The 21,402-nt window shown below is 65.9% G+C and carries 22 protein-coding genes; 7 read left to right on the forward strand and 15 right to left on the reverse strand.

Features of this window, described 5'->3' with window-relative positions; translation table 11 throughout:
- Nucleotides 1-1,741, reverse strand: a 1,741-nt coding sequence (alaS, locus tag Q0996_RS05235) for an alanine--tRNA ligase (protein WP_299616692.1), incomplete at its 3' end; no start/stop codon positions are given.
- Between the two features lie 388 nt (nucleotides 1,742-2,129).
- On the opposite strand from alaS, the gene Q0996_RS05240 reads away from it, so the two are divergent.
- A complete protein-coding gene (locus Q0996_RS05240) occupies nucleotides 2,130-2,672 on the forward strand; it encodes an invasion associated locus B family protein (protein ID WP_299616693.1) in 543 nt (180 codons plus the stop codon).
- Nucleotides 2,673-2,922: 250 nt separating this feature from the next.
- On the opposite strand, the gene recA is transcribed toward Q0996_RS05240, so the two are convergent.
- The 8 genes from recA to flgB form a co-directional block, all read right to left on the reverse strand.
- Nucleotides 2,923-4,032 (reverse strand): recombinase RecA, encoded by a 1,110-nt coding sequence (gene recA, locus Q0996_RS05245; RefSeq protein ID WP_299616695.1) that lies wholly within the window; start codon nucleotides 4,030-4,032, stop codon nucleotides 2,923-2,925.
- Nucleotides 4,033-4,251: 219 nt separating this feature from the next.
- Complete coding sequence (locus Q0996_RS05250) at nucleotides 4,252-6,657, reverse strand: PAS domain-containing sensor histidine kinase (protein WP_299616696.1); 2,406 nt, start codon at nucleotides 6,655-6,657, stop codon at nucleotides 4,252-4,254.
- A 181-nt stretch (nucleotides 6,658-6,838) separates the two neighbouring features.
- Nucleotides 6,839-7,924 (reverse strand): flagellar biosynthesis protein FlhB, encoded by a 1,086-nt coding sequence (flhB, locus tag Q0996_RS05255; RefSeq protein WP_299616697.1) that lies wholly within the window; start codon nucleotides 7,922-7,924, stop codon nucleotides 6,839-6,841.
- A gap of 12 nt (nucleotides 7,925-7,936) precedes the next feature.
- Nucleotides 7,937-8,701 (reverse strand): flagellar biosynthetic protein FliR, encoded by a 765-nt coding sequence (gene fliR, locus Q0996_RS05260; protein ID WP_299616698.1) that lies wholly within the window; start codon nucleotides 8,699-8,701, stop codon nucleotides 7,937-7,939.
- A gap of 6 nt (nucleotides 8,702-8,707) precedes the next feature.
- Nucleotides 8,708-8,974 carry a flagellar biosynthesis protein FliQ gene (gene fliQ / locus Q0996_RS05265; protein WP_299616699.1) on the reverse strand — a complete coding sequence of 89 codons (267 nt, stop codon included), beginning with the start codon at nucleotides 8,972-8,974 and terminating at the stop codon, nucleotides 8,708-8,710.
- Nucleotides 8,975-9,019: 45 nt separating this feature from the next.
- Nucleotides 9,020-9,328: a flagellar hook-basal body complex protein FliE gene (fliE, locus tag Q0996_RS05270; RefSeq protein ID WP_299616700.1), complete on the reverse strand. Its 309-nt coding sequence runs from the start codon at nucleotides 9,326-9,328 to the stop codon at nucleotides 9,020-9,022.
- An 85-nt stretch (nucleotides 9,329-9,413) separates the two neighbouring features.
- Nucleotides 9,414-9,821: a flagellar basal body rod protein FlgC gene (gene flgC, locus Q0996_RS05275; RefSeq protein ID WP_299616701.1), complete on the reverse strand. Its 408-nt coding sequence runs from the start codon at nucleotides 9,819-9,821 to the stop codon at nucleotides 9,414-9,416.
- A gap of 39 nt (nucleotides 9,822-9,860) precedes the next feature.
- Complete coding sequence (gene flgB, locus Q0996_RS05280; RefSeq protein ID WP_299616702.1) at nucleotides 9,861-10,265, reverse strand: flagellar basal body rod protein FlgB; 405 nt, start codon at nucleotides 10,263-10,265, stop codon at nucleotides 9,861-9,863.
- Between the two features lie 161 nt (nucleotides 10,266-10,426).
- Between flgB and csrA the strand changes: the two genes are divergently transcribed.
- From csrA to Q0996_RS05310, 6 genes are all read left to right on the forward strand, one after another.
- Complete coding sequence (csrA, locus tag Q0996_RS05285) at nucleotides 10,427-10,696, forward strand: carbon storage regulator CsrA (protein ID WP_299616703.1); 270 nt, start codon at nucleotides 10,427-10,429, stop codon at nucleotides 10,694-10,696.
- Between the two features lie 173 nt (nucleotides 10,697-10,869).
- Nucleotides 10,870-11,316 carry an EscU/YscU/HrcU family type III secretion system export apparatus switch protein gene (locus Q0996_RS05290; protein WP_299616704.1) on the forward strand — a complete coding sequence of 149 codons (447 nt, stop codon included), beginning with the start codon at nucleotides 10,870-10,872 and terminating at the stop codon, nucleotides 11,314-11,316.
- Nucleotides 11,313-11,654 (forward strand): hypothetical protein, encoded by a 342-nt coding sequence (locus Q0996_RS05295; protein WP_299616705.1) that lies wholly within the window; start codon nucleotides 11,313-11,315, stop codon nucleotides 11,652-11,654. Before Q0996_RS05290 ends, Q0996_RS05295 begins: the two co-directional genes overlap by 4 nt.
- 25 nt (nucleotides 11,655-11,679) lie before the next feature.
- Entirely contained in the window at nucleotides 11,680-12,060 is a 381-nt protein-coding gene (locus Q0996_RS05300; RefSeq protein ID WP_299616706.1) for a flagellar biosynthetic protein FliO, read from the forward strand.
- Entirely contained in the window at nucleotides 12,057-12,815 is a 759-nt protein-coding gene (gene fliP, locus Q0996_RS05305; RefSeq protein ID WP_299616707.1) for a flagellar type III secretion system pore protein FliP, read from the forward strand. Before Q0996_RS05300 ends, fliP begins: the two co-directional genes overlap by 4 nt.
- 226 nt (nucleotides 12,816-13,041) lie before the next feature.
- The gene (locus Q0996_RS05310; protein ID WP_299616708.1) at nucleotides 13,042-14,418 is read left to right on the forward strand and encodes an MmgE/PrpD family protein; all 1,377 of its coding nucleotides are present in this window, start codon (nucleotides 13,042-13,044) and stop codon (nucleotides 14,416-14,418) included.
- A 69-nt stretch (nucleotides 14,419-14,487) separates the two neighbouring features.
- Here the strand turns inward: Q0996_RS05310 and Q0996_RS05315 are convergent, their stop codons facing one another.
- From Q0996_RS05315 to Q0996_RS05340, 6 genes are all read right to left on the reverse strand, one after another.
- On the reverse strand, nucleotides 14,488-18,045 hold the full coding sequence (locus Q0996_RS05315) for a hypothetical protein (RefSeq protein WP_299616709.1): 3,558 nt from the start codon (nucleotides 18,043-18,045) through the stop codon (nucleotides 14,488-14,490).
- Nucleotides 18,045-18,812 (reverse strand): flagellar motor protein MotB, encoded by a 768-nt coding sequence (locus Q0996_RS05320; protein WP_299616710.1) that lies wholly within the window; start codon nucleotides 18,810-18,812, stop codon nucleotides 18,045-18,047. Before Q0996_RS05320 ends, Q0996_RS05315 begins: the two co-directional genes overlap by 1 nt.
- Nucleotides 18,813-18,815: 3 nt before the next feature.
- Nucleotides 18,816-19,493: a hypothetical protein gene (locus Q0996_RS05325; RefSeq protein ID WP_299616712.1), complete on the reverse strand. Its 678-nt coding sequence runs from the start codon at nucleotides 19,491-19,493 to the stop codon at nucleotides 18,816-18,818.
- Nucleotides 19,494-19,500: 7 nt separating this feature from the next.
- Entirely contained in the window at nucleotides 19,501-20,160 is a 660-nt protein-coding gene (locus Q0996_RS05330) for a protein phosphatase CheZ (RefSeq protein ID WP_299616713.1), read from the reverse strand.
- A gap of 29 nt (nucleotides 20,161-20,189) precedes the next feature.
- Nucleotides 20,190-20,579 carry a response regulator gene (locus tag Q0996_RS05335; protein WP_299616714.1) on the reverse strand — a complete coding sequence of 130 codons (390 nt, stop codon included), beginning with the start codon at nucleotides 20,577-20,579 and terminating at the stop codon, nucleotides 20,190-20,192.
- Between the two features lie 114 nt (nucleotides 20,580-20,693).
- A complete protein-coding gene (locus Q0996_RS05340) occupies nucleotides 20,694-21,380 on the reverse strand; it encodes a MotE family protein (RefSeq protein ID WP_299616715.1) in 687 nt (228 codons plus the stop codon).
- Nucleotides 21,381-21,402 lie beyond the last annotated feature (22 nt).

Below are 21,402 nucleotides of genomic sequence, written 5' to 3' on the forward strand. Positions count from 1 at the left end.
ACGGCGAGTCCGGCGGCCAGGAGGGCGACAAGGGCGCCATTTTCAGCGCCGAGGGCGGTGAACTGCAGGTCCGCGCCCCGTCGACCCGCAGTTCCACCGCGTCGCCCACCTTCAGGCTGCCGTGGCCCATGGTGCCGTAGTGGACGTGCAGATCGCCCAGTTTCTTCTGCGTGTCGCGGACCTGCAGTTCACCGCCCTCGGCGCTGAAAATGGCGCCCTTGTCGCCCTCCTGGCCGCCGGACTCGCCGTAGAAGGGGGTCTGGTTGACCAGCAGCTGAACGTCCTGGCCGGCGGAGACCTCTTGCACCTCCTGGCCGTCGACCAGCAGGGCCGTCACCTGGCCCTCCGCGGTCTCGGTGCCATAGCCCAGGAACTCCGTCGCACCCAGGCGCTCGCGCAGTTCGAACCAGAGGGTCTCGGTGGCGGCATCGCCGGAGCCGGCCCAGGCCTTGCGCGCCGCCGCGCGCTGGCGCTCCATCGCCGCATCGAAGCCGGCGTTGTCGAGGCTGCGGCCCTGACCGCGCAAAATGTCCTGGGTCAGATCGAGGGGAAAGCCGTAGGTGTCGTAGAGCTTGAAGGCCACTTCGCCGTCCAGGGCCGCGCCCTCGCCCAGCTTGCCGGTCTCCTCCTCCAGCAGCCTGAGCCCGCGGTCCAGGGTCTCCTTGAAGCGGGTTTCCTCCAGCTTCAGGGTTTCGGTGATCAGCGCGTCGGCGCGGCCGAGTTCGGGAAAGGCCATGTTCATGAGCGACGTCAGGCTCGGCACCAGGCGCCACATCAGCGGGTCCTTGCAGCCCAGCTTGTGCACATGGCGCATGCCGCGGCGCATGATCCGTCGCAGCACATAGCCGCGGCCCTCGTTGGAGGGCAGCACGCCGTCGGCGATCAGGAAGGCGCTGGCGCGCAGATGATCGGCGATAACGCGGTGGGAGACCGCGTGCGCGCCGTCCGCCGCCTGCCCGGACAGCTCGGCGGAGGCCTCGATGATGGCCCGCAGCAGGTCGGTGTCGTAGTTGTCGTGCTTGCCCTGCAGCACCGCGGAGATGCGCTCCAGCCCCATGCCGGTATCGATCGAGGGGCGCGGCAGCTCGACCCGGTTGTCCAGGTCGATCTGCTCGTACTGCATGAAGACGAGGTTCCAGATCTCGACGAAGCGGTCGCCGTCTTCGTCGGGGCTGCCCGGGGGGCCGCCGGGAAGATGATCGCCGTGATCGTAGAAGATCTCGGAGCAGGGGCCGCAGGGACCGGTGTCGCCCATGGCCCAGAAGTTGTCCGAGGTGGCGATGCGGATGATCCTGTCTTCGGGCAGTCCGGCGATCTTCTTCCACAGTTCAGCGGCCTGATCGTCCTCGGCATAGACAGTGACCAGCAGCTTCTCCTCGGGCAGGCCGTATTCCTTGGTCACCAGGTTCCAGGCCAGTTCGATGGCCAGATCCTTGAAGTAGTCGCCGAAGGAGAAGTTCCCCAGCATCTCGAAGAAGGTGTGGTGGCGCGCGGTGTAGCCGACGTTCTCCAGGTCGTTGTGCTTGCCGCCCGCGCGCAGGCACTTCTGCGAGGTCACCGCCCGGCTGTAGGGGCGGGTCTCGTTGCCGGTGAAGACGTTCTTGAATTGCACCATCCCCGCCGCGGTGAACAGCAGCGTGGGATCGTTGCGCGGGACCAGGGGCGAAGAGTCGACGATCTCGTGGCCGTTGCGCCCGAAATAGTCCAAGAAAGCCGACCGGATGTCGTTGCCTGAGTTCATAAGCTATATCTATTCACCAGAGGCTTGCGCCTCAAGTTGGAATCCTTCCAAAGGAAAACTATGGGCGGGCACGGCCCCGCCCGGGGGCAGGCCCCCGAAGCAGGGGGTTGTAGCGCGCACCCCCGGCACTGTCCACCGAAAGCCCCCGGCCCCGGCTCCTGGCCGGAGGGTCGGGACCCTAGGCTTCGCCCTGGCCTTTTCGTGGCTGGCCGACTATGTCAGAAAGAGCCTTTCCGGATCGCAGCCGCGCGCTGGCGGTTCCCTTTACTGCCGGAGACAAACTCCTCTTATGGCCCTAAATTCCGTTTCTTTCGGCGGCTGCCGCTCCGCTCGGGCGGTGTCCGCGGTACGGCCGCGATTAGCCGGCGCTGTTCTCTGTGCCCTGGCATTGCTGACGGCCCTGCATCCCGTTCGGACCCAGGCCCAGAACCAGCCCCAGGTTCAGCCCCAGATCCAACCCCAGCCGGGCATCAATCAGCAGCCGCCGCGCCTGGCGCCGACGGGCGAAACCTTCGGGGACTGGCAGGTGATCTGTGCCGTCGCCGATGCCGCCAACAGCCCCGCACAGCCCCAGCAATGCTTCATTTCCCAACAGTTCCTGGATCCCAGCTCCCAGCAGCCGGTGCTCAAGGTGACCGTCGGCTTCTTCCGGGGCGACAACCTGGCCGGCGCGGTCATTGCCATGCCGCTGGGCATCCCTCTGGCCCGGGGCGTGCAGATCAGCGTCGACGGCAGGGCCATCCGCACCGTTCCCTTCGAGTTCTGCCGCCGCAACGGCTGCCAGGCCTTCGTCCGCCTGAACGAGGAAGTGCTCAACGCCTTCAGGGCCGGGAACCAGGCGGCCGCGATCGTGCCCCTGGGGCGCGGCGAGGCCCTCAACATGCCCTTCTCCCTGAGAGGCTTCACCAAGGGCTACGCCCGCATTCAATAGAATAGCGGCCTAGAGCAGATCCTGGTTCGATGGAATCGCGGGAGCGATCCATCGAGCCTGGTGAATCTGCTCTAATTCTCAAGTGTAGAGCGGATTCACATGTTTAGACGCAAACACCATGGTGTTTCCGTCTAAACATGATCCGCTCTAGGCGCCTGCCAGGCTGCCATATGCCGTGCGGGCGCGGTGCAGGACACAAAAAAACGGGCCCCCGAGAGGGCCCGCCTTTTTCTCCGGTATGGCGTCTTCTTTAGGAAGAGGCCGCCTTTTCGCCGACGCGCTCTGCGCCCGCGCCGTCCTCACCCTCGCCTTCCGGGCCGCCTTCCAGCATCGCGGCGGAGACCAGGCCGGCGTTCTCCCGCACCCGGTGCTCGATCTCCGCGGCCACCTCGGGGTTTTCCTTCAAGAAGGTCTTGGCGTTCTCGCGGCCCTGGCCGATACGCTGGCTCTGATAGGAGAACCAGGCCCCGGCCTTGTCGACGATGCCGGCCTGGACCCCGAGGTCGAGGAGCTCGCCGCTCTTGGAGATGCCCTCGCCGTAGGTGATGTCGAACTCCACCACGCGGAACGGCGGGGCCATCTTGTTCTTCACCACCTTCACCCGCGTCTGGTTGCCGACCACCAGGTCCTTGTCCTTGATGGCGCCGATGCGCCGGATGTCCAGGCGCACCGAGGAATAGAACTTCAGGGCATTGCCGCCGGTGGTGGTCTCCGGGTTGCCGAACATCACCCCGATCTTCATGCGGATCTGGTTGATGAAGACCACCAGGGTCTGGGACTTGGAGATCGAACTGGTCAGCTTGCGCAGGGCCTGGCTCATCAGCCGCGCCTGCAGGCCTGGCAGGGAATCGCCCATGTCGCCTTCCAGTTCGGCCCGCGGCACCAGGGCGGCCACGGAATCGATCACCAGCACGTCGATCGCCCCCGAACGCACAAGGGTGTCGGCGATCTCCAGCGCCTGCTCGCCGGCGTCGGGCTGGGAGATCAGCAGCTCCTCGACGTCGACCCCCAGCTTGTTGGCATAGACGGGGTCGAGCGCGTGTTCGGCATCGACGAAGGCGCAGGTGCCGCCGGCCTTCTGCGCCTCGGCAACGACATGCAGCGCCAGGGTGGTCTTGCCCGAGCTTTCCGGCCCGTAGATCTCGACAATGCGCCCGCGCGGCAGCCCGCCGATCCCCAGGCCGATGTCGAGGCCCAGCGACCCGGTCGAGATCACCTCGGTCTCCACGACCTCGTTTTCGCCCAGCTTCATGATCGAACCCTTGCCGAAGGCCCGTTCGATCTGGCTGAGCGCGGAATCCAAGGCTTTCTTCTTGTCCACCGAGTCTGTCTCCACCAACCGCAAAGCGCTCTGAACCATGAATCTGCTTCCTTATCTCATAGGGGTTCGGGGACTGCAACGCGGCACTATGTACCATGTTTGTTCTTTTTCGCCAAGAAAGAACTGGATCAAAATGAGAACATTCAAAATAATTTAGGGCAAATTTGCCTAAAACTGGACACGCCTCACAACCGGACGGCGGGTCGCCTGGTCTGCGCCGAGACGCAGGCGAAGCGGTGCATGAAGCCCGGCAGCGGGCTACTCGCCGAGCACTTCCTTCACCTTGCCGGCGAGTTGCTTGAGGCTGAAGGGCTTGGGCAGGAAGTGGATTCCGGCATCCTCGTCGAGGCGCTTGCGGAAGCTGTCCTCGGCATAGCCGGAGATGAAGATCACCTTCAGGTCCGGACGGCGCGAGCGCACCTCCTTGACCAGACTGGGGCCGTCCAGACGCGGCATCACCACGTCGGTCACCAGCAGGTCGATGGCGTCCTCCTCGGCGGTCAGCATCTCCAGCGCGGTCTCGCCGGAGTTGGCTTCCAGTACGTTGTAGCCCTTGTTGCGCAGGGCCCGGGCGCTGAAGGCGCGCACCGCGTCTTCGTCCTCCACCAGCATCAGGGTTCCGGCACCGGTGAGGTCGCGGCGGTCCTGGGCCTCGGCGTCGGCGATGCTCTCGGCCACCTCCTCTTCGGCGGCCTGGGGCAGGAAGATGGAAAACACCGTGCCCTGGTTCAGCCGGCTCTCGACGAAGACGTAGCCGCCGGTCTGCTTGACGATGCCGTAGACCGTCGACAGGCCGAGCCCGGTGCCGGCGCCCACCTCCTTGGTCGAGAAGAAGGGATCGAAGATGCGGTCCAGGTGTTCCGGTGGAATACCGCAGCCGCTGTCCTCCACCTCGATCAGGGCGTAGGTGCCGGGCGGCATGGATTCGTCCTTGAGCTTGCGCTCCTGCTCCACCTGGACGGTTTCGGTGCGGATGGTCAGGACGCCGCCTTCCGGCATGGCATCGCGGCCATTAACCGCGAGGTTGATGATCACCTGCTCGAGCTGGCCCTGGTCGGCCTTGACCACGCCCAGGTCGCGGCCATGGCTCATCTTCAGCTCGATGTTCTCGCCGATCAGGCGGCGCAGCAGGTGCGACAGCTCGGCGAGGATGTCGGTGATGTTCAGGAACCGCGGCTGCAAGGTCTGCTGGCGTGAGAAGGCCAGAAGCTGGCGCACCAGATTGGCGGCCCGGTTGGCGTTCTGCTTGATCTGCATGATATCGGCGAAGGACTGGTCGCCGGGGCGGTGGCGCAGCAGCAGCAGATCGGAGAAGCCGATCATCGCCGTCAGCAGGTTGTTGAAGTCGTGGGCGATGCCGCCGGCAAGCTGGCCCACCGCCTGCATCTTCTGCGACTGGGCGAACTGCCGTTCCAGATTCTTCTGCTCGGTGCTGTCGACGAAGTGGATGACGAAGCCGTCCAGGGAGCCGTCGCTGGCCTGGGTGCGGTTGACGTAGAGGGCGCAGACCGGCCGCCCCTCCCCCGCCAGATGGGCTTCCAGGGGACCGGCGAGCCCGGCGCCGCCGGCACCGTTGGCCTTGGCGGGGGGCGCCAGCACGCCGCGCAGCGCGGCGACGTCGTCCTCGGCCACCAGGCGGAAGATCGAAACGGTACGTAATTCCTCGGCGGGCCTGCCGATCAGCCGGGCGAAGGCGTCGTTGCACTCCTGGATGGCCCCTTCCGGGTCCACCAGGGCGATCCCGGCCGGCGCCTTGGCGAAGAGCTGCTCGAAGCGCTGTTCGGATTCCTCCAGCGCCGCGGCCATGGCCTGTTCGCGCGACAGATCGCGTACGACGGAGCGGGTGCGCCGGACCTGCCCTTCGGCGTCGCGGACCACGTCCTGGCGAATGGAGGCGCGGAAGTCGGCGCCGCTCGCTCCCTTGAGCACCACCTCGCCCTGGGAATGCTCCGCATCGCCGAAGGGGTCATAGGGGGCTGCCCCCGGCGGCAGGGCGCTCTGCACCACGTCGTGCAGCCGGATGCGGCCCAGTTCGAGATCGTTCTGCGACAGCCCCAGCCACTCGCAGAGCGTATGGTTGGCGAAGAGAAAACGCCCCTCCGCGTCGCAGGAGTAGAAGCCGACCGGCGCGTTCTCCAGCAGGTCGACGAAGCGCTCCTGCTCCCCGCGCATGATCTGTTCCATCTGGCGGCGCGGCGTGATGTCGTCGACCATCCAGTAGACACAGCCCGGGCGCCCGGGCAGCGGATAGGCGGCGACGAAGCGCCAGTCGTAGCCCTGCTCCGCGTTACCTTGGGGCCCTGCGCCCTGGGACCCTGCACCGGGGGCGGCATGGTTCGGCGGCACCCGGATCTCGCACTGGCCGGCGATGCCCTTGTGCGCCTGTTCCTCCAGCCGCTTGATCTGCTGGCTGGCTTCCGGGTCGTTCCTGACCTGCTCGCTCAACAGCGCCGGAATCGAACGCTGGTCCCCTCCGAAGAAATCCTCCAGGGCCGGGTTCGACAGCAGCGCCCGCCCGTCGGGCGCCACCACCTGCCAAGGCTTCGGCACCGCCGCGAAGACGGACTGGCAGAGATTGCGCCGGCGCAGCCAGTACCAGACCCCCACGCCACCGGCGATGGCCCCGAGGAGCCCGCCGAGGACAAGGCAGAGCAGTTCCAGCACTAGCGGCCCTCCGCCGCTGCGGGGACAGGCGGGCCGCTGCCGAGACGCGGCGAACAGAAGCGGTTTCGGATCATCTTCGCGATCCTAGCGGCCAATGGTTAACCAAGATTAACCATGTCAACGGAGTCTTCGGCAAGTCGCTTGGCGGCGACGGTTTCGCCGCGGAAGGCGATCTACGGCGCTAGCGCCGCGCCCGGCCCCCAAGTCCGCCCTTGAGACGCATCACGTAACCGATGATCTCGGCAACCGCCTTGTAGTGTTCCGGCGGGATTTCCTGGTCGATCTCCACCGCGGCGTGGAGCGCGCGGGCGACCGGCGGATTCTCCACGATGGGGATCTCGTTCTCCTCCGCCAGCTCGCGGATCTTCTGGGCGATGTTGTCCACGCCCTTGGCCAGCAGCTTGGGCGCCTCCATGGTGGCCTGGTCGTATTTCAGCGCGACGGCGTAGTGGGTCGGGTTGGTGATCACCACGTCGGCTTCGGGGACCGCCGCCATCATGCGCTTGCGGGCCCGCTCGGTGCGGATCTGGCGCAGGCGGCTCTTGATGATCGGATCGCCCTCGGACTGCTTGTGCTCGTCCTTGACCTCCTGCTTGGTCATACGCAGCTCTTTGTGGTGCTGGTAGCGCTGGTAGAGCACGTCGGCGAGGGTGATCACGCTCATCACCGACAGCACGCCGATCACAATCTTCACCGCCTCCCACCGCACCAAGGCGAGGAGGTCCTGAACCTCCATGCTCGGCATGTCGAGCACCATGTCGCGGTCCGGCCAGATGATCAGCCCGACCACGGTGCCGACGATGCAGAGCTTCAAGAGCCCTTTGAGGAAGTCGGCCAGCGCGCGGCTGGAGAACATCTTCTTGAAGCCCTTCTTCAGGCCGATCTTGGAGAGCTTCGGGGTGATCTGCTCGGTGGTGACGATGACGCCGTTCTGGATCGTCCCGGCCAGCAGGGCAGCCAGCACGATGATGGCCAGCGGTATGGCTGCGACGCGCAGCAGGTCGACCGCGGTTCCCTCCAGGACCTGCCGCAGCATGCCGTTGTCGAGGTGCATGCGGTGCGGCTGCTCCAGATAGGGGCGCAGGATCCCGCCCATGTCTGCCATCAGCGATTCGGAGAAGATCCCGACCACCATGGCCAGAGCCAGGATCATGAACCAGTGGGAGACTTCCTGCGAGCGGGCGACCTGCCCCTTCTCGCGCGCATCGCTCAGCCGCTTGCTTGTCGGTTCTTCTGTTTTTTGTGAGTCGTCGTCTTCACCGGCCATCGGGCAAGCCCCTCACTGCGGCCCCACGAAGGGCAGCGTGACCTCCTGAAATCCGGTGATGAACCAGCCGATGATTACCGGCAGGGCGATCATCAGGATCGAAAGTCCGATCAGGATCTGCAGGGGAATGGCGATGAAGAAGACCTGCATCTGCGGCATCAGCCGCGACAGCAGGCCGAGGCCCAGGTTGAAGATCAGACCGATGGCGATGAACGGCGAGGCGATCTGAAAACCGAGCAGAAAGGCCTTGGCGACCACCCGCGCGATCATCTGGGAGATGTCGCCAGTCAAAATCGGCTGGCCCGGCACGAAGAGCTGGTAGCTGTCGATCACCCCGCGCAGCAGCAGGTGGTGCAGGTCCAGCAGGATGATGATCAGCAGCGCCAGGGTCGAGAGGAACGAGCCGGCGATGGAGCCCTGCTGGGCCGCCGTCGGATCGTTGGTCAGGGCGTTGGCGAGCCCCGTGACGGTGGCGATCATCATGCCGCCAATGGACAGGGCCGCCATGAGGATGCGCGACAGCGAACCCAGGAAGAGGCCGATGAAGGCTTCGCCGAAAATCAGAATCAGAAGCGCCGCAGGGCTGGCCGGCAGGTCCGGCAGGCCGTCCATCAGCGTGGGATGGACCACCAGCGAAACCAGCAGGGCGAGCAAGAGGCGAATGCGGATGGAGATGTAGTTCTCGCCGAAACCCGGCATCAGCATCATGGCGGTGCCGATCCGCGTGAAGATCAGTAGCAGCGCGAAAACCTGGGCGGGGAGCAGCTCTGCCAGCACGGCCGGCTACCCCAGGGAGATCATGCGGTCGAAGAGCGATTGCGAGAAGGTGGTCAGGCTGGTCAGCATGAAGGGCAGCATCAGCATGACGCCGACGAAGATCACGATGATCTTCGGCACGAACGTCAGGGTCATCTCCTGGATCGAGGTCAGCGCCTGAAACAGCGCGATCGCCAGGCCGACGATCAGCGCCATGAGCATGATCGGCGCGCCGACCTTCAGCATCACGTAGATCGTCTCCCGGCCGATCTCGATGGCTTCCGTGCCGTTCACCCGAAGCTCCCCACTGGCTCTGCTCGCTTGCCTTCGGCGCCGGCCTTAGATCGGCATGCGCAGGATGTCCTGGTAGGCCTGCACCACCTTGTCGCGCAGGGTCACCACGGTCTGCAGGGTCATCTCCGCGTTGGAGACGGCCATCACCACCTCGGTTAGATCCGCGGTTCCCGCGGCCGCCTGCAGGGTCTGGCGCTCGCCTTCCAGCATGGTGTCGGCGGCCCGCTCCGCGGCGCGGCGCAGCATCGAAGAGAAATCGCCGCCGCCCTGATCGCGCGCCTCCAGGCCCGGCGAAGCGCCTTGGCGCAGCATCTTGTCGTAGGCCTCGACGGCCCCGCTCGGATTGGTAATCATGGCTCTCTCCTTGAGGCCTTAGCTGCCTCAGGGGCCATCCTGGCGTACTGCGCTACCTTCCTGGCGGCAGGTCCGGGCTGCGCGTCTAGCGCAGAATGTCTATGGTCTTCTGCAGCATGCTGCGCGAAGACTCGATCACCTTCAGGTTCGCTTCGTAGCTGCGCTGTGCCTCGCGCATGTCGGACATTTCCATCAGCGAGTTGACGTTTGGCGTCAGCACGTAGCCGTCCTCGTCGGCGGCCGGATGGCCGGGCTCGAAGCGGCGGCCGAAGGCGCCGCGGTCGACGACGATTGAATCGACTCTGACCATCTCGGCGCCGATGGCGCGGTCGAGCTCGTTCTCGAAGGTCACCAGCTTGCGGCGATAGGGCTCGCCACCCGGCGTCTGCGCGGTGGAATTGGCGTTGGCGATGTTCTCCGCGATCACGCGCAGGCGCGTGCCCTGGGCACGCATGCCGGCGGCGGAGATGTTCAAGGACTTGTCCAGATCCATGCTGTTCAGGCCTCCGGTTCTTGCGGGTCGGGCCGGTCTCTACTGGCGCCCGCGCAACGCCATCTTCATCATCGCCACCTGCTTGCGGTAGAGATTGGTGATGACGTTGTAGTCGTTCTGCGTCTGAGCCACCTTGATCAACTGCTCCTCGATGACCACAGCATTGCCCGACGGCGCCGTCTCGTAGCGCTGCTTCTGTTCGACGCTGCGCTGCTCGTCGCTCAGGCTCGAGTTCTGGATATGGCCGGTCTGGGTCACTTCCGGCTTCAGCGACGGCATCGCCTGCCGTTCGATCATGCGGCGGAACTCTTGCGGCTTCAGGTCATGGGGCACGTAGTCGGGCGTATCCGCATTGGCGATATTCTGCGCCAATACGGTCTGGCGCTGGCCAAGCCAGTCCATCCGTTTGCCGAGCAAACTGAAGAGCCCCGGTTTCCCGTCCATGACAGTCCTGATCAAGCATCGACAACCTGCAGATCCCAGCCCCCCTCAAAAATCCAAGATCTGCAATCATCATGATCAGGCTTGCCTTGTTAAGAATCCGTAAAACGCGCTAAATTGTATCTATTAACCATGGTCGGGGGGCCGGGGAGCCGAAAAGAGCAATGCTCTATCTGACGCGCAAGATCGGCGAATCTGTGATCATCAACGATGATATCGAGGTCACCGTGGTTGATATCCGCGGCAAGTCGATAAAGCTCGGATTCACCTTTCCAAGCTCCGCAACGGTGCTCCGCCGGGAGATATTCGAGCGGATCCAGGAAGAAAATCGGGCCGCCGCCGCCGTGGGCAGCGACGCCCTGGCAGACGCCATCCGCGATGCCGGCCAGCCGGCCGCTCCCGCCCCGCCCCCGAAAAGCGAAACCGGCTCCTAAGACGCTATAGAATATCGCTTTTTTTAGGCGTCTTTAGATCAAATCTAACCATTCATTAAGCATGGTCAGGCACCATCGCCCGACCAGCGAAGCACGCTTTGCTGGCGAGACTTGTCGCCTCAACCCGTCAGCCGCGGCTGTGGCGCAGAGAGAGCAGCGAGACGGGAGCCGGTGTGAGCGCAGACCAGCAGAGGGGGCAGCCGAAACAGCCCCCGGCAGAGGCCGGGGCGGGCCGCAGCGATGGCGCCGACTCCGCCAGCCTGGCCATCGCCCTGGAAGACGTTACCCCCGAATCGCTGTGTGACTTCACGGCCGCCGGCGGGCCGGCGTCGGACAAGGCCGGTGCCGGCAGAGGGCCGCGGATTACCGCATCGGGCCGCGGCGCGGTGGCCGAACAGATCCTCCAGATCGCCTTCGACCGGGGCGTCAAGGTGCGCCAGGACAGCGATCTCGCAGAAATCCTCTCGGTGGTCGAGGTCGACAGCGAGATCCCTCTGGCGGCCCTGGCCGGCGTCGCCGAGATCCTGCGCTACCTCTATCAGACCGACGATGCGGCAGGCGAAGCGACGGAGACCCAAAGCCAGGCCGACAGCGCCGCCTTCGAGGAGACGAGTTTATGAGCCAAGACGGCACCGCGGTCCAAATCGTCATCGAAAAGGAGCTGAGCGCCCTCGGCGCACGGCTCCGCGCCGCGCGGCAAAGCCTCGCGCAGGGCACGATCGTCGACCTGACGCCTATCGAAGAGGATGTGCGCTGGCTCTGCAGCGAGGTCGAGGCGCTTCCGAATGAGGAGCGCCGCGAGCTGCGACCGCGCCTCATGGGCCTGCTGGAAGAGGTGACCTATCTTGGCGAGAACCTGCGCGCCGGCATCGACGAGCTGAAGCAGCTGCTGGGTGCTGCCAGCGACCGGCGCAAGGCGCTCTCGGCCTACGCCTCTCAGAAAGCCAACAAGCCTTAGGTCGGCGGGAGCCAGGAGAGCCTCGATGGAACTCGCCGAGTACCTTCGGTTCTTTGCGGCCCTCGGCGTGGTCCTCCTGCTCATCGCAGGGCTGGCCGCTGTGGTGCGCCGCTCCGGGCTGGGCGACCGTCTGGCGGTGGCCAAATCCAACGGACCGCGGCGGCTCGATCTCATCGAGGTGCGCCCGCTCGATGCCAAACGCAAACTTGTCCTGCTGCGCCGCGACGACCGGGAACATCTGGTGCTGCTGGGCAACACCAGCGATCTGCTGATCGAAAGCGACATTCCCGCCGCCCCGGCACGTAGCAGCGCCTTCACCGAAACAGCGGAGGCCGAAGCGGCCGGCGGCGACGATCAGAGCCTGGTCGGCCGCGTGCGCGCCAGGCTGCGGAGGGCACCGTCATGAAGACCCGGATGCTGTTGCTCTTCGGCGGCCTCGCAAGCGTTGCGGCGCTTGTCTTTCTGTTCCCGGGCGAGGCCCTCGCCCAGGCGCTGACCTTCGATCTTGGCAGCGAGACCGCCGGCACCACCACCGGGCGGATCATTCAGCTTGTCGCCCTCATCACCATTCTCTCGCTGGCGCCCTCGATCCTGGTGATGATGACCTCCTTCACCCGCATCGTCGTGGTGCTCTCCTTCCTGCGCACCGCCATGGGCCTGCAGCAGACGCCGCCCAACTCCGTGGTGGTCAGCTTGGCACTGTTCTTGACGGCGTTCGTGATGATGCCGACCCTGGAGGCGGTCTACGACGAGGCGCTGGAGCCGCTGATCGCCGAGGACATCACCGAGTTCGAGGCGCTGGACCGCGCCCAGGGGCCGGTGCGCGATTTCATGCTGGCCCATGTCCGCGAATCCGACCTGCGGCTGTTCCTCGACCTCACCGAAACCGAGGCGGTGGAAGACCCCGAGGAAACGCCCATGCGCGCGCTGATCCCCGCCTTCATGATCAGCGAGCTGCGCCGCGCCTTCGAGATCGGCTTCCTGCTGTTCCTGCCCTTTCTCATCATCGACATGGTGGTGGCCTCGATCCTCATGTCCATGGGCATGATGATGCTGCCGCCGGTGATGATCTCCCTGCCCTTCAAGCTGATCTTCTTCGTGCTGGTCGACGGCTGGTACATGGTCGCCGGCAGCCTGGTGCAGAGCTACGGCGGCGGCTAGCTGCCGCGTCGTCTCCCGCCATCTGGGCGGGGCCGCAGCCTCTTTCCAAGACAGCGGATTCCGCCGCTGAAGACCATCGTGCGCAAGCGCCGAGCCGTTCCGCACACTCCCGTATCGAAGGTTCCGGCGCTTGGCGAAGAAGCGACAAAGAGTGGCGAATTCGGAACGGCGGTGGCGTCGTGCGCGGCGCAGGCTCAAGATGGCTGTATGGGAGAATGCCTTGATTATGCGCAGCGATTCCGTCGACTTCATCCACAGCCTCCGCTACGCCGAGATTCCGGCGACCGCACGCCACGCCGCCCGTCGGGCGCTGCTCGACAGCCTGGGCGTGGCCGCCGCAGGCAGTGTGACCGAAGCCAGCCGAATTCTGCGAGACCATGCCGTTCGCTTTCACGCCGCAGGTGCGGAAGGGGCGACTCTGCTGTTCGATGGCCGCCGCACCGCACCGCCGGGTGCGGCCATGGCCGGTGCCGGCACCATCGATGCCATCGATGCCCACGACGGCCACAGGCTGACCAAGGGCCATGTCGGGGCGGCGGTGGTTCCCGCGCTCCTGGCCTATTGCGATGAGCTGGCGCCCTGCGGCGGCAAGGAGTTCCTGACGCGCCTGGTCGTCGGCTATGAAATCGCCACCCGTGCCGGCATCGCTCTCCATGCCACGGTCGCCGACTACCATACCTCCGGCGCCTGGAACACGTTGGGCGCGGCGGCCATCGGCGCCCGGGCCCTGAACCTGACTGAGGAACAAAGCGCCCATGCGCTGGGCATTGCCGAGTACTATGGTCCGCGCAGCCAGATGATGCGGGTGATCGACTATCCCAGCATGGTGAAGGACGGCTCTGCCATGGGCGCCTTCAACGGCGTTTCTGCCGCTCTGTTGGCGCAAGATGGTTTCACCGGCGCGCCGGCGATTACCGTGATGGACGAAGAGGTCGACGAGGTCTGGGCGGACCTGGGCCGCCGCTGGCGGGTCGAAGAGCAGTACTTCAAGGCCTACCCCGTCTGCCGGTGGGCCCAGCCGGCAGTGGAGGCGGTGCTGTCCCTGGTCCGTGCCGAAGGCGAAGCGCCGATCCCCGCCAGCCAGATCGCGGGGATTACCATTCACAGCTTCACGGAGGCCACCCGTCTGGTCCTGCGCCACCCCAAAACCACCGACGAGGCCCAGTACTCCCTGCCCTTCCCCGTTGCCGCGGCGGTTGTCCACGGCAAACTCGGCGTGCCGGAAATCGACGGCCCCGACCTTGCTGACCTGGAGGTGCTGAAGCTCAGCGATAGCGTCCGCATGGTCGCCGAGCCGCTCTACGACGACAGCTTTCCCGCTGAGCGCTGGGCCCACGCGGTCCTCAGACTCAAGGACGGCCGGCGCCTGGTATCGGCACCCTGCACCGCGCGCGGCGACCCGGAGCGCCCCTTCAGCGACAGCAGACTGATAGAGAAGTTCCATGAACTGGCCGCCCCCGTCCTCGGCGAGAGCGAGCGGGAGGCGATCGTCGCCGGATGCCTGACCGTCGACCAGCAGGATGGCGTGGCAGCTCTGGCGACGGTCCTCTATGGCCGGGCCCTGGATGGCCCTCACAGCAGCCTTATGGCCTCCGTACGATAAATTGTGTTATATCAATATATTATAGATCGAAGATTATCTATTTTACGAAATTATCCTGCTGAATCTCTCCTAATTGAACTGGCTCAGTTCACCGTCTTTCAGGCGCTCGCGGTAGTTGGCCATGAAGTCCTGGGCCTTCACCACCTTGCTCAGCTCGTCGGCGATGGTGGTGATCGCCGACTTCTCGCCGTCCCCCACCAGCAGGGTGAAGGTGTCGCCGTGCGGGCCCTTGGCCATGGCCGCACCATAGCGCCGGTTCAGGTCTTCCAACTCGACGGCCTTCTCCGAGAGCATCAGGGCCACCGCCAGATTCACGACCAACTGGCTCTCTTCCAGGGTCATGGGACGGCGCGGCGGCAACAGGGGCACCAACTGCGACAGCGAGTCGACAGCCTCAGGCCATTGCCGCAGGCGCCAATGAATGTCAGCACGCAGGGTTTCCGCATCCAGGCTGTCGTCGCCCTCCAGTAGCTCCAGGGCATCCTCCGGCCGGTTGAGATCGGAGAAGGCGCGGGCCCGCAGTTGGCGCCGTTGCATGCCGAGCCCCCGGTCAACTTCGTCAACGGCGCTGAGATCCAGGGCGGCGAGACTGCCCTCGGGGTTGCGGTCGAGAAGATGGACCAAGGCAAGACGGGCACCGATGCGCGCTTTCTCCTCGCCTTCCAGGCGATAGCGCACCTGCCCTTCCAACAGCTCCGCCGCCCGGTCCAGCAAGTCGACTTCGACCAGCCGATCGGCCAAGCTGGCGATCAGCCGGTCGCCTTCGGCTCCGGCGGGGGTGAGTTCCTTGAACTCCTGGTAGAGCGCCAGGGCGCGCAGAGGGGGCACCGCCGGATCGCCGGCCCCGCGATAGATCTCGGCGAAGAGCGCACGCATGCGCTGGGCCGAATCGCGGGCGCCGGGGCTGTCGGGGAAACTGGTCACGGCCTGGCGCAGGGCATAGAGCGCCTCGCGATGCCGGTTCTCGTCTTCATAGAGCTGTGCCAGGCGGCGCAGCAGGGTGAACTCGAACTGATCGCCGCGCCAGGCAAAGCGCAGGCGCTCCAACTCGGCGATCGCCTCTTCCACGGTGAGCGTGCCGTCCTCCAGACCGAGGTCGATCAGCGCCAGGCGCGCCCGCGCCTGCGACGGGCGGTGCCGGCTGTCGCGCGCTGCGGTCCATAGGGCCCGGGCCTCACCCGCCTCGCCCTTTGCAAGCTGGAGTTCGCCCTGAACGACCTGAAGCTGGGCCTCCTGGCTCGGGGACAGCCCATGCCGGCGCAGGCGGCCGAGCTGCAGCGTGGCGTTGCCCGTGTCGCCCGCCCTGAGGAAGGCCTCGGCGGCGGCCAGGCGCAGCTTCAACCTGACCCGGGGCGGATAGCTGTCGATCAGGCTTTCGGTAACGGCAAATCCGCTGGCGGCGGCCTCCCAGTCCTCCGACTGAGCGGCCAGCACCGCCTGCCACAACAAAGCCTCGCGCTCGCCCAGCAGAGAGGGATGGGCAAGGCTGGCGGCAGCGCCGCGGAAGTCCTGCATGATCAGTTGGCTGGCCGCGTGCATCAGCCGCAGTTCGGGATCCAGGGCCAGACGCGGATGCTCGGCCTCGATGAGGCGCAGCGAGCCTAGGGTCTCGCTGGCAAATCCATGGGCGAAATAGAAGCGGGCGAGCGCCACCCGGCCGACGCCCAGACGCTCGCCGGTGAGATCGAGCAACTCGTTCATCAGGATGCCGCGGTTCTCCTGGAAGTTCTCCAGGCTGCCGCGGCGCCAGGCGACGAGATCGAAGAGCCGCGGTTCCGCCGCGCTCGCATCGCCGGGCCGGCGCGCTTGGCGCCGCTGCTCGGCATCGGAGACCAGCAACCCGCCGGCATCGCGCACCAGGACGCCGGTGCGGGTGACAGCCACCTCCAGGCCGGCGCTGAGGGGCTGCAAGATCACACCTTGCTGGCTCTGCAGGCTGCGGAACTGCGGATAGTTGTAGGGCAGCGTCAAGCCCATGCCGGCGCCGCGGGTGGGCACGATGACCAGGCGGTCGCCGGCATCCGGATCCGTGGCCCAAAGCAGCCGGTCCGCGCCCGACATCGGGAAGCGAACCCGGTTGTAGTCGCCGCTTTCCACCACGGGCGCCGCCAGCGCCCTCTGCGGCAAGGCGCTGCGCGGGCGGAGATCGACGATCCAGCGGTTGTCCTCACGGGTCAGCCGCGGCGCCACGGTCGGAAGCGCATTGATGGCCACAACCGTCGCCCCGGGCACGTCCAGCAGGCGCACACTGCCCAGATGCGGGGCCACCGCGGCGACGGCCTTTTCAAGATCGCGCGGCGGCGGCCGGTCGAAGGCCAGCCAGAGATTCTCGCCACGGCGAAACGCGGCGGCGCCGGCAGGCCGGTCCCATTCGAAGGTCAGGACCACGGGGTCGAAGCGCTCGGCGGTCGGCCCCTGGGCCGACGAGCTGTCGAAGGTCAGGACCGGTTCAACCGAAGCTTCCAGACGGCCGCGCTCGGCCTCGGGGATCACCGCCGCCGCCGGAGCCGCGCCGGGTGACGCGGCCGGATCCGCCCCGGCCTTGAGCGCCGCCTCAACCGCCGAAGCGGTATCCGGCGGTGACTCTGGAGCCGGCTTTACGGCCTCTGAGGAGGGTGCGCTTGCAGCCTCCGACACCTGATCCGCCACAGCCGGTGCGTCCTCGGCCGTGCCGCCCATGGATTGAGGAACCAAGGGCGTCGGTGCGGCCTCGTCGGGGGCCTCGCCAGGGGTCGCGTCGGAGGGCTTCCGCGCAGTCTCCGCCTCGGCATCCGGCACCTTGGCCGCCGCCTCGGTTTGCGGAGCCGCATCCGCCGGGGGTGTCGGATCGGATTGCGCCGCGTCTTTTGGCTCTGGCCGCGGCGTCAGGTCCACGACCGCGGGCGGGTCGCCGGCAGGCTTCGGCGCGGAGGCAGTGCCGGCGTCCTCCGCGCCGAAGACATCCAGAATGACCTTGGTGCCGCTGCGGGAAAGCTTCGGTTTGGCCTTCGTCGGCAGGATGACGGCAACACCGTCCTCCTCGGGGGTCACCGCGGCGATCTGGGGCAGGCCTTCCGGCCGCACCGCCGCGAGGTCGAAGGCCGCCTTACGGTCGAAGACAACGCGCAGGCGCCCCGGCGTTTCCTCCAGACGGCTTTCCACCGGCTCCGGCCAGTCGAAGACCAGGCGGCTGTAATCCGGATGCCGGCCCCCGCGCACCGTTACCTTCGGCAAGCTCTCGTTTGAGCTGCCAGCCGCCTGCTCGGCCTCCGCCGGCACGGCGCCGGCGGAGGAAGCCGGCTTGGCGCGAAGGTCCAGAACCACTTTGGATCCGATGCGGAAGTGCTTCAGTTCGGCATCGCCATTGAGCGGAAAGATCAGCCCGCGGCCATCCTCGGCGCGTTGTGGAGCCGCCGCGTAGCCGCGCAGCCCGCCGCGCAGCGGTGCCCCGGAAAAATCCGCCGGCTCGGCAAAGGTGACGACCAGGGACCCTTCGGAGATGCGCGCCTCGTAGCCGACCTCTCGCGGCCAGTCGAAGACCAGGCGCCCGTAGTCCTCGTGCAGGCCGCCGCGCAGGGTGACCTCTTCGGCGGCTTGAGCCGAGGGTGCCCAGACCAGGAGGATCAGCAGGACCAGCCGGCGCAGCATCAGCGCAGCTCCGCCGCATAGGCATGGATCACGATTTCGACCCGCCGGGCCGCGGCCATCGCGGCCTGGCTGTCCGCGGGATCGGCGGGGGCCCGGTACTGCGCGTGCCCATAGCCGCGGACCAGGATTTCACCCTCGTAGCCACCCTCCCCCAGCATCGCGGACAGGACCGTGGCCCTGGCCAGCGAGAGCTCCCAGTTCGTCGCGTAGGTCCGCCGCGGCTTCAAGGGATCGGCATAACCGGCAATCTCGACGACATTGCGCAGATTGCCCAGCACCGCGCCCAGCGCGAAGATCGAACCGCTGGCAGCCTCGCCGAGATCCGTGGAGCCGGAGGCAAAGAGCAGGTCCCCCGGCAAGGCAAGGGTGATCCGCTCGTCCGCATGGGCCACCGTGGCTTTGGCCAGGATCGGATCTTCGGCCATCTGCTCCTGAAGCAGGCTGAAGAGATAGTTCAGATCGGTGCCGGGAATGCGCTCCACCTCCTCAGCGTCCTCATCGGCGCTGGGCATGGCGACGGTGACCTCCTGAAGACCGGAGAGCCGCGGCGAGAGGGCATCCACCAGGTTCTGCCAGTCGTCATCGTTGATCGTCGACATGGAATAGAGCAGCACGAAGAAGGTGAGCAGCAGGGCGGTAAGATCGGTGAAGGTGAGCAGCCAGGCCTGGCCGCCGTTGTCGATCCTGCCCCGATAGGCGGGCCCGCCCAGGCTCAGACCCTGCCAGGGGCTGGCCTTGGGTCTCTTTGACTTGGCCCGCTGCGGCATCGGTCACCCGCCCCCTGCGGCTGCCGGGCGCCCGTCGCTGTTCGGCAATGGCAAGGTGAAATGAATGCGGACCTGGCCGGAAAAGGACGGCATGAAGCCGGTCGAGAGGTGGGCGGAGGGCACCGCATCCTGCTCCAGCGTCCGCACCAGGGCGCCGGCCCGGCGCAGCTCCAGCAAATGGCCCGGCGTGGCGGCATCGCCGGCCTCGAGCCCGTAGAGGAAGTCGACCTGATAGTCCTGGTCGGCGTATCGCTCGTCCGTCAGGACCGCGGCGATGGCCTTGAGGGTGTCCAGGCCCTGCCCGCTCACTACCGGGCTGTTGTCGGCGAAGAGATCGCCGGCGGGCATGTCCACCTGCAGGGTCCGGGTGTTGGCGGCATCGCTGCGCTGGACCACCGGAAGGGTATCATCGAAAAGCCGGCCGAGGGCCTCGGCGATGTCTTCCTGTCCTTCGAAGATATCGAGGGCGGCAGCTTCGGAGGAACGGCTGTGATCCGCCGGTACGATGCCGCGAAAGGCTTCCCGCACGCTTTCGAGAACCGCCGTGCTGCGCTCGTGTTCAAAGTTCGAGAGGGCATTCAGCAGAATGAAGAAGGCCAGCAGCAGCACCTTCAGGCTCAGCAGCGCCATGATGTGGCTATTGCTCTGCTGCTGGCCGGGTCGGAGCTGAGGGTCCGACATGGTGGGATCACCCGAAGAGGGCGTCGATATCGTCCTGACTGATCGCGTCCTCGGGCAGCTGCGGCCCGTTCATCAGATCCTCATCAGGACGCGCCGGATCACCGCTGGGGGCCTTGGTCTTCTTTTCCGGCTTCTTCGGCGCATCGGAGGGCATGAGATCGTCACCGAAGGCATGCAGCAGGGCGTCGACCTTGCTTTCGACCTTCTGCAGCGCGGTCACCACCTTGGTGATGCGCTGGCCGGTGATGTCCTGAAAGCCACAGGCCTCGTAGATCGAGGTGATCGCCGTGGAAACCTGGTCGGCGATCTCCTCCGGCATCTTCTCGGCCAGGGCCTCGATGGACTCGACGGCCTCGAAGATGGTGTTGGTCGCCTGTTCCGTGGAGCCGACGATGGCGGAAAGCTCGTCGGTGGCCGCCGGCAGATGCTCGGCGTTGATGTCGTCCGGGCGCAGGTCCGCGATTTCGGACCTTGCGGTATTGATGTAGCGGGCCAGCGCCTCGATGTCGGAATAGACCTTGAGGCTGACCGCCGACATGTCGCCTTCGATGGTCTCGACGATCGCTTCGACGATGGAGACGATTTCCTCCGGATCAAGCGATGCGTCCGCCTTCCGCAGCTCCTGCAGCTGCGATGCGATTTTTTCTTTGACGGCCGCGACAGCCATAGTGCGGCTCCTTGCTCTGGAAGGGGCGCTTAAAAATTACCAAGGACGGCAGTCAGCTTCGTCTTCAGCGTCGCCGCGTTGAACGGCTTGACGATGTAGTTGCTCACACCCGCTTCTTTCGCGGCGATCACGTTCTCGGTCTTGCTCTCCGCCGTGATCATGATGAACGGGAGCTCCTTGAGCTTGATGTCGGCCCGGACCTCGGTGAGCAGCTGCATGCCGCTCATCGGTTCCATGTTCCAGTCGGAGATGATCAGGTGATAGTCCTTGTCGCGCAGCTTCTGCAGGGCGGCGCTACCATCGGTGGCTTCATCAACGTTGTTGAAGCCGAGCTGCTTAAGCAGGTTTCGGATGATCCGCAGCATGGTCTTGTAGTCGTCCACGATGAGGATCGGCATGCCCATGTCGACTGTCGACATTACTCACTCCTGTAAGAAATCGTGCCCGCAGAAGGTGCCAAATCGTCTGACGGAAAAGCTAGTCAATCGGCGTTAATAGTCAGTAAAAACCGTTGAAAAAGCTGATAATTCCAATCACTCGCGGGGGATGGGAAGTTCTCGCCGCTGCGCCAGCTCAAGAGTGACGGTCTTGGCGCGCTGCGGATTCATCTGGGCCAGGATGGGCGCCGACTTGCGCTCCTTCATGCGCTCGATCACCTCCAGCAGCACATCCATGTCGAGCTCTTCGAAGATCCGCGCCGCCTGCTTCGGCTTCATGCTCTCGTAGATCTTAACGAGGCTCTTCATCTGTGCCTCGGTCTGCTCGTCGTGCTGGACCAAAAGCGCCTCGATGGTCTCCTGAAGGCCCTCCAATTCGCGGATCTTCTGCTCGATCCGCTGTTCCGCCGCCTTGAGCAGCACTTCGCGCTCGTCGACCTCGCGGGCCCGCTGCTCCAGTTCCTCACGGCGTTGGGAGAGCGCCTGCAGCAGGCTGAGTTCCTCGTCGGTCAGATCGAAGATTTCCGAGGACAGATCGGTGATCTGGCCCTCCGGGACCGGAGCCTCCTCCGCAGCGGTGGCTTCGGCCATTTCGGCCGCCGGCTCGCCCGCGGTCTCGCCCGCCGTATCGGATCCGGCCTCCGTGGTGAGGGGCGGCGTCTCCGCATTCTCGGCCGCCAGGGCCGGCGCAAAGCCGTTGGCGCTATGCCAGACACCGGCCAGCTTGGCGGTCATGGCCAGGCCGGCGGCCAGGGCGAAGACGGGGAGAAGACGCAGACGCATTTCAGGGGCTCGCGGGCGGTTT

The sequence above is a fragment of the Pelagibius sp. genome (genome assembly GCF_028289705.1).
Taxonomy (GTDB): Bacteria; Pseudomonadota; Alphaproteobacteria; order Kiloniellales; family Kiloniellaceae; genus Pelagibius.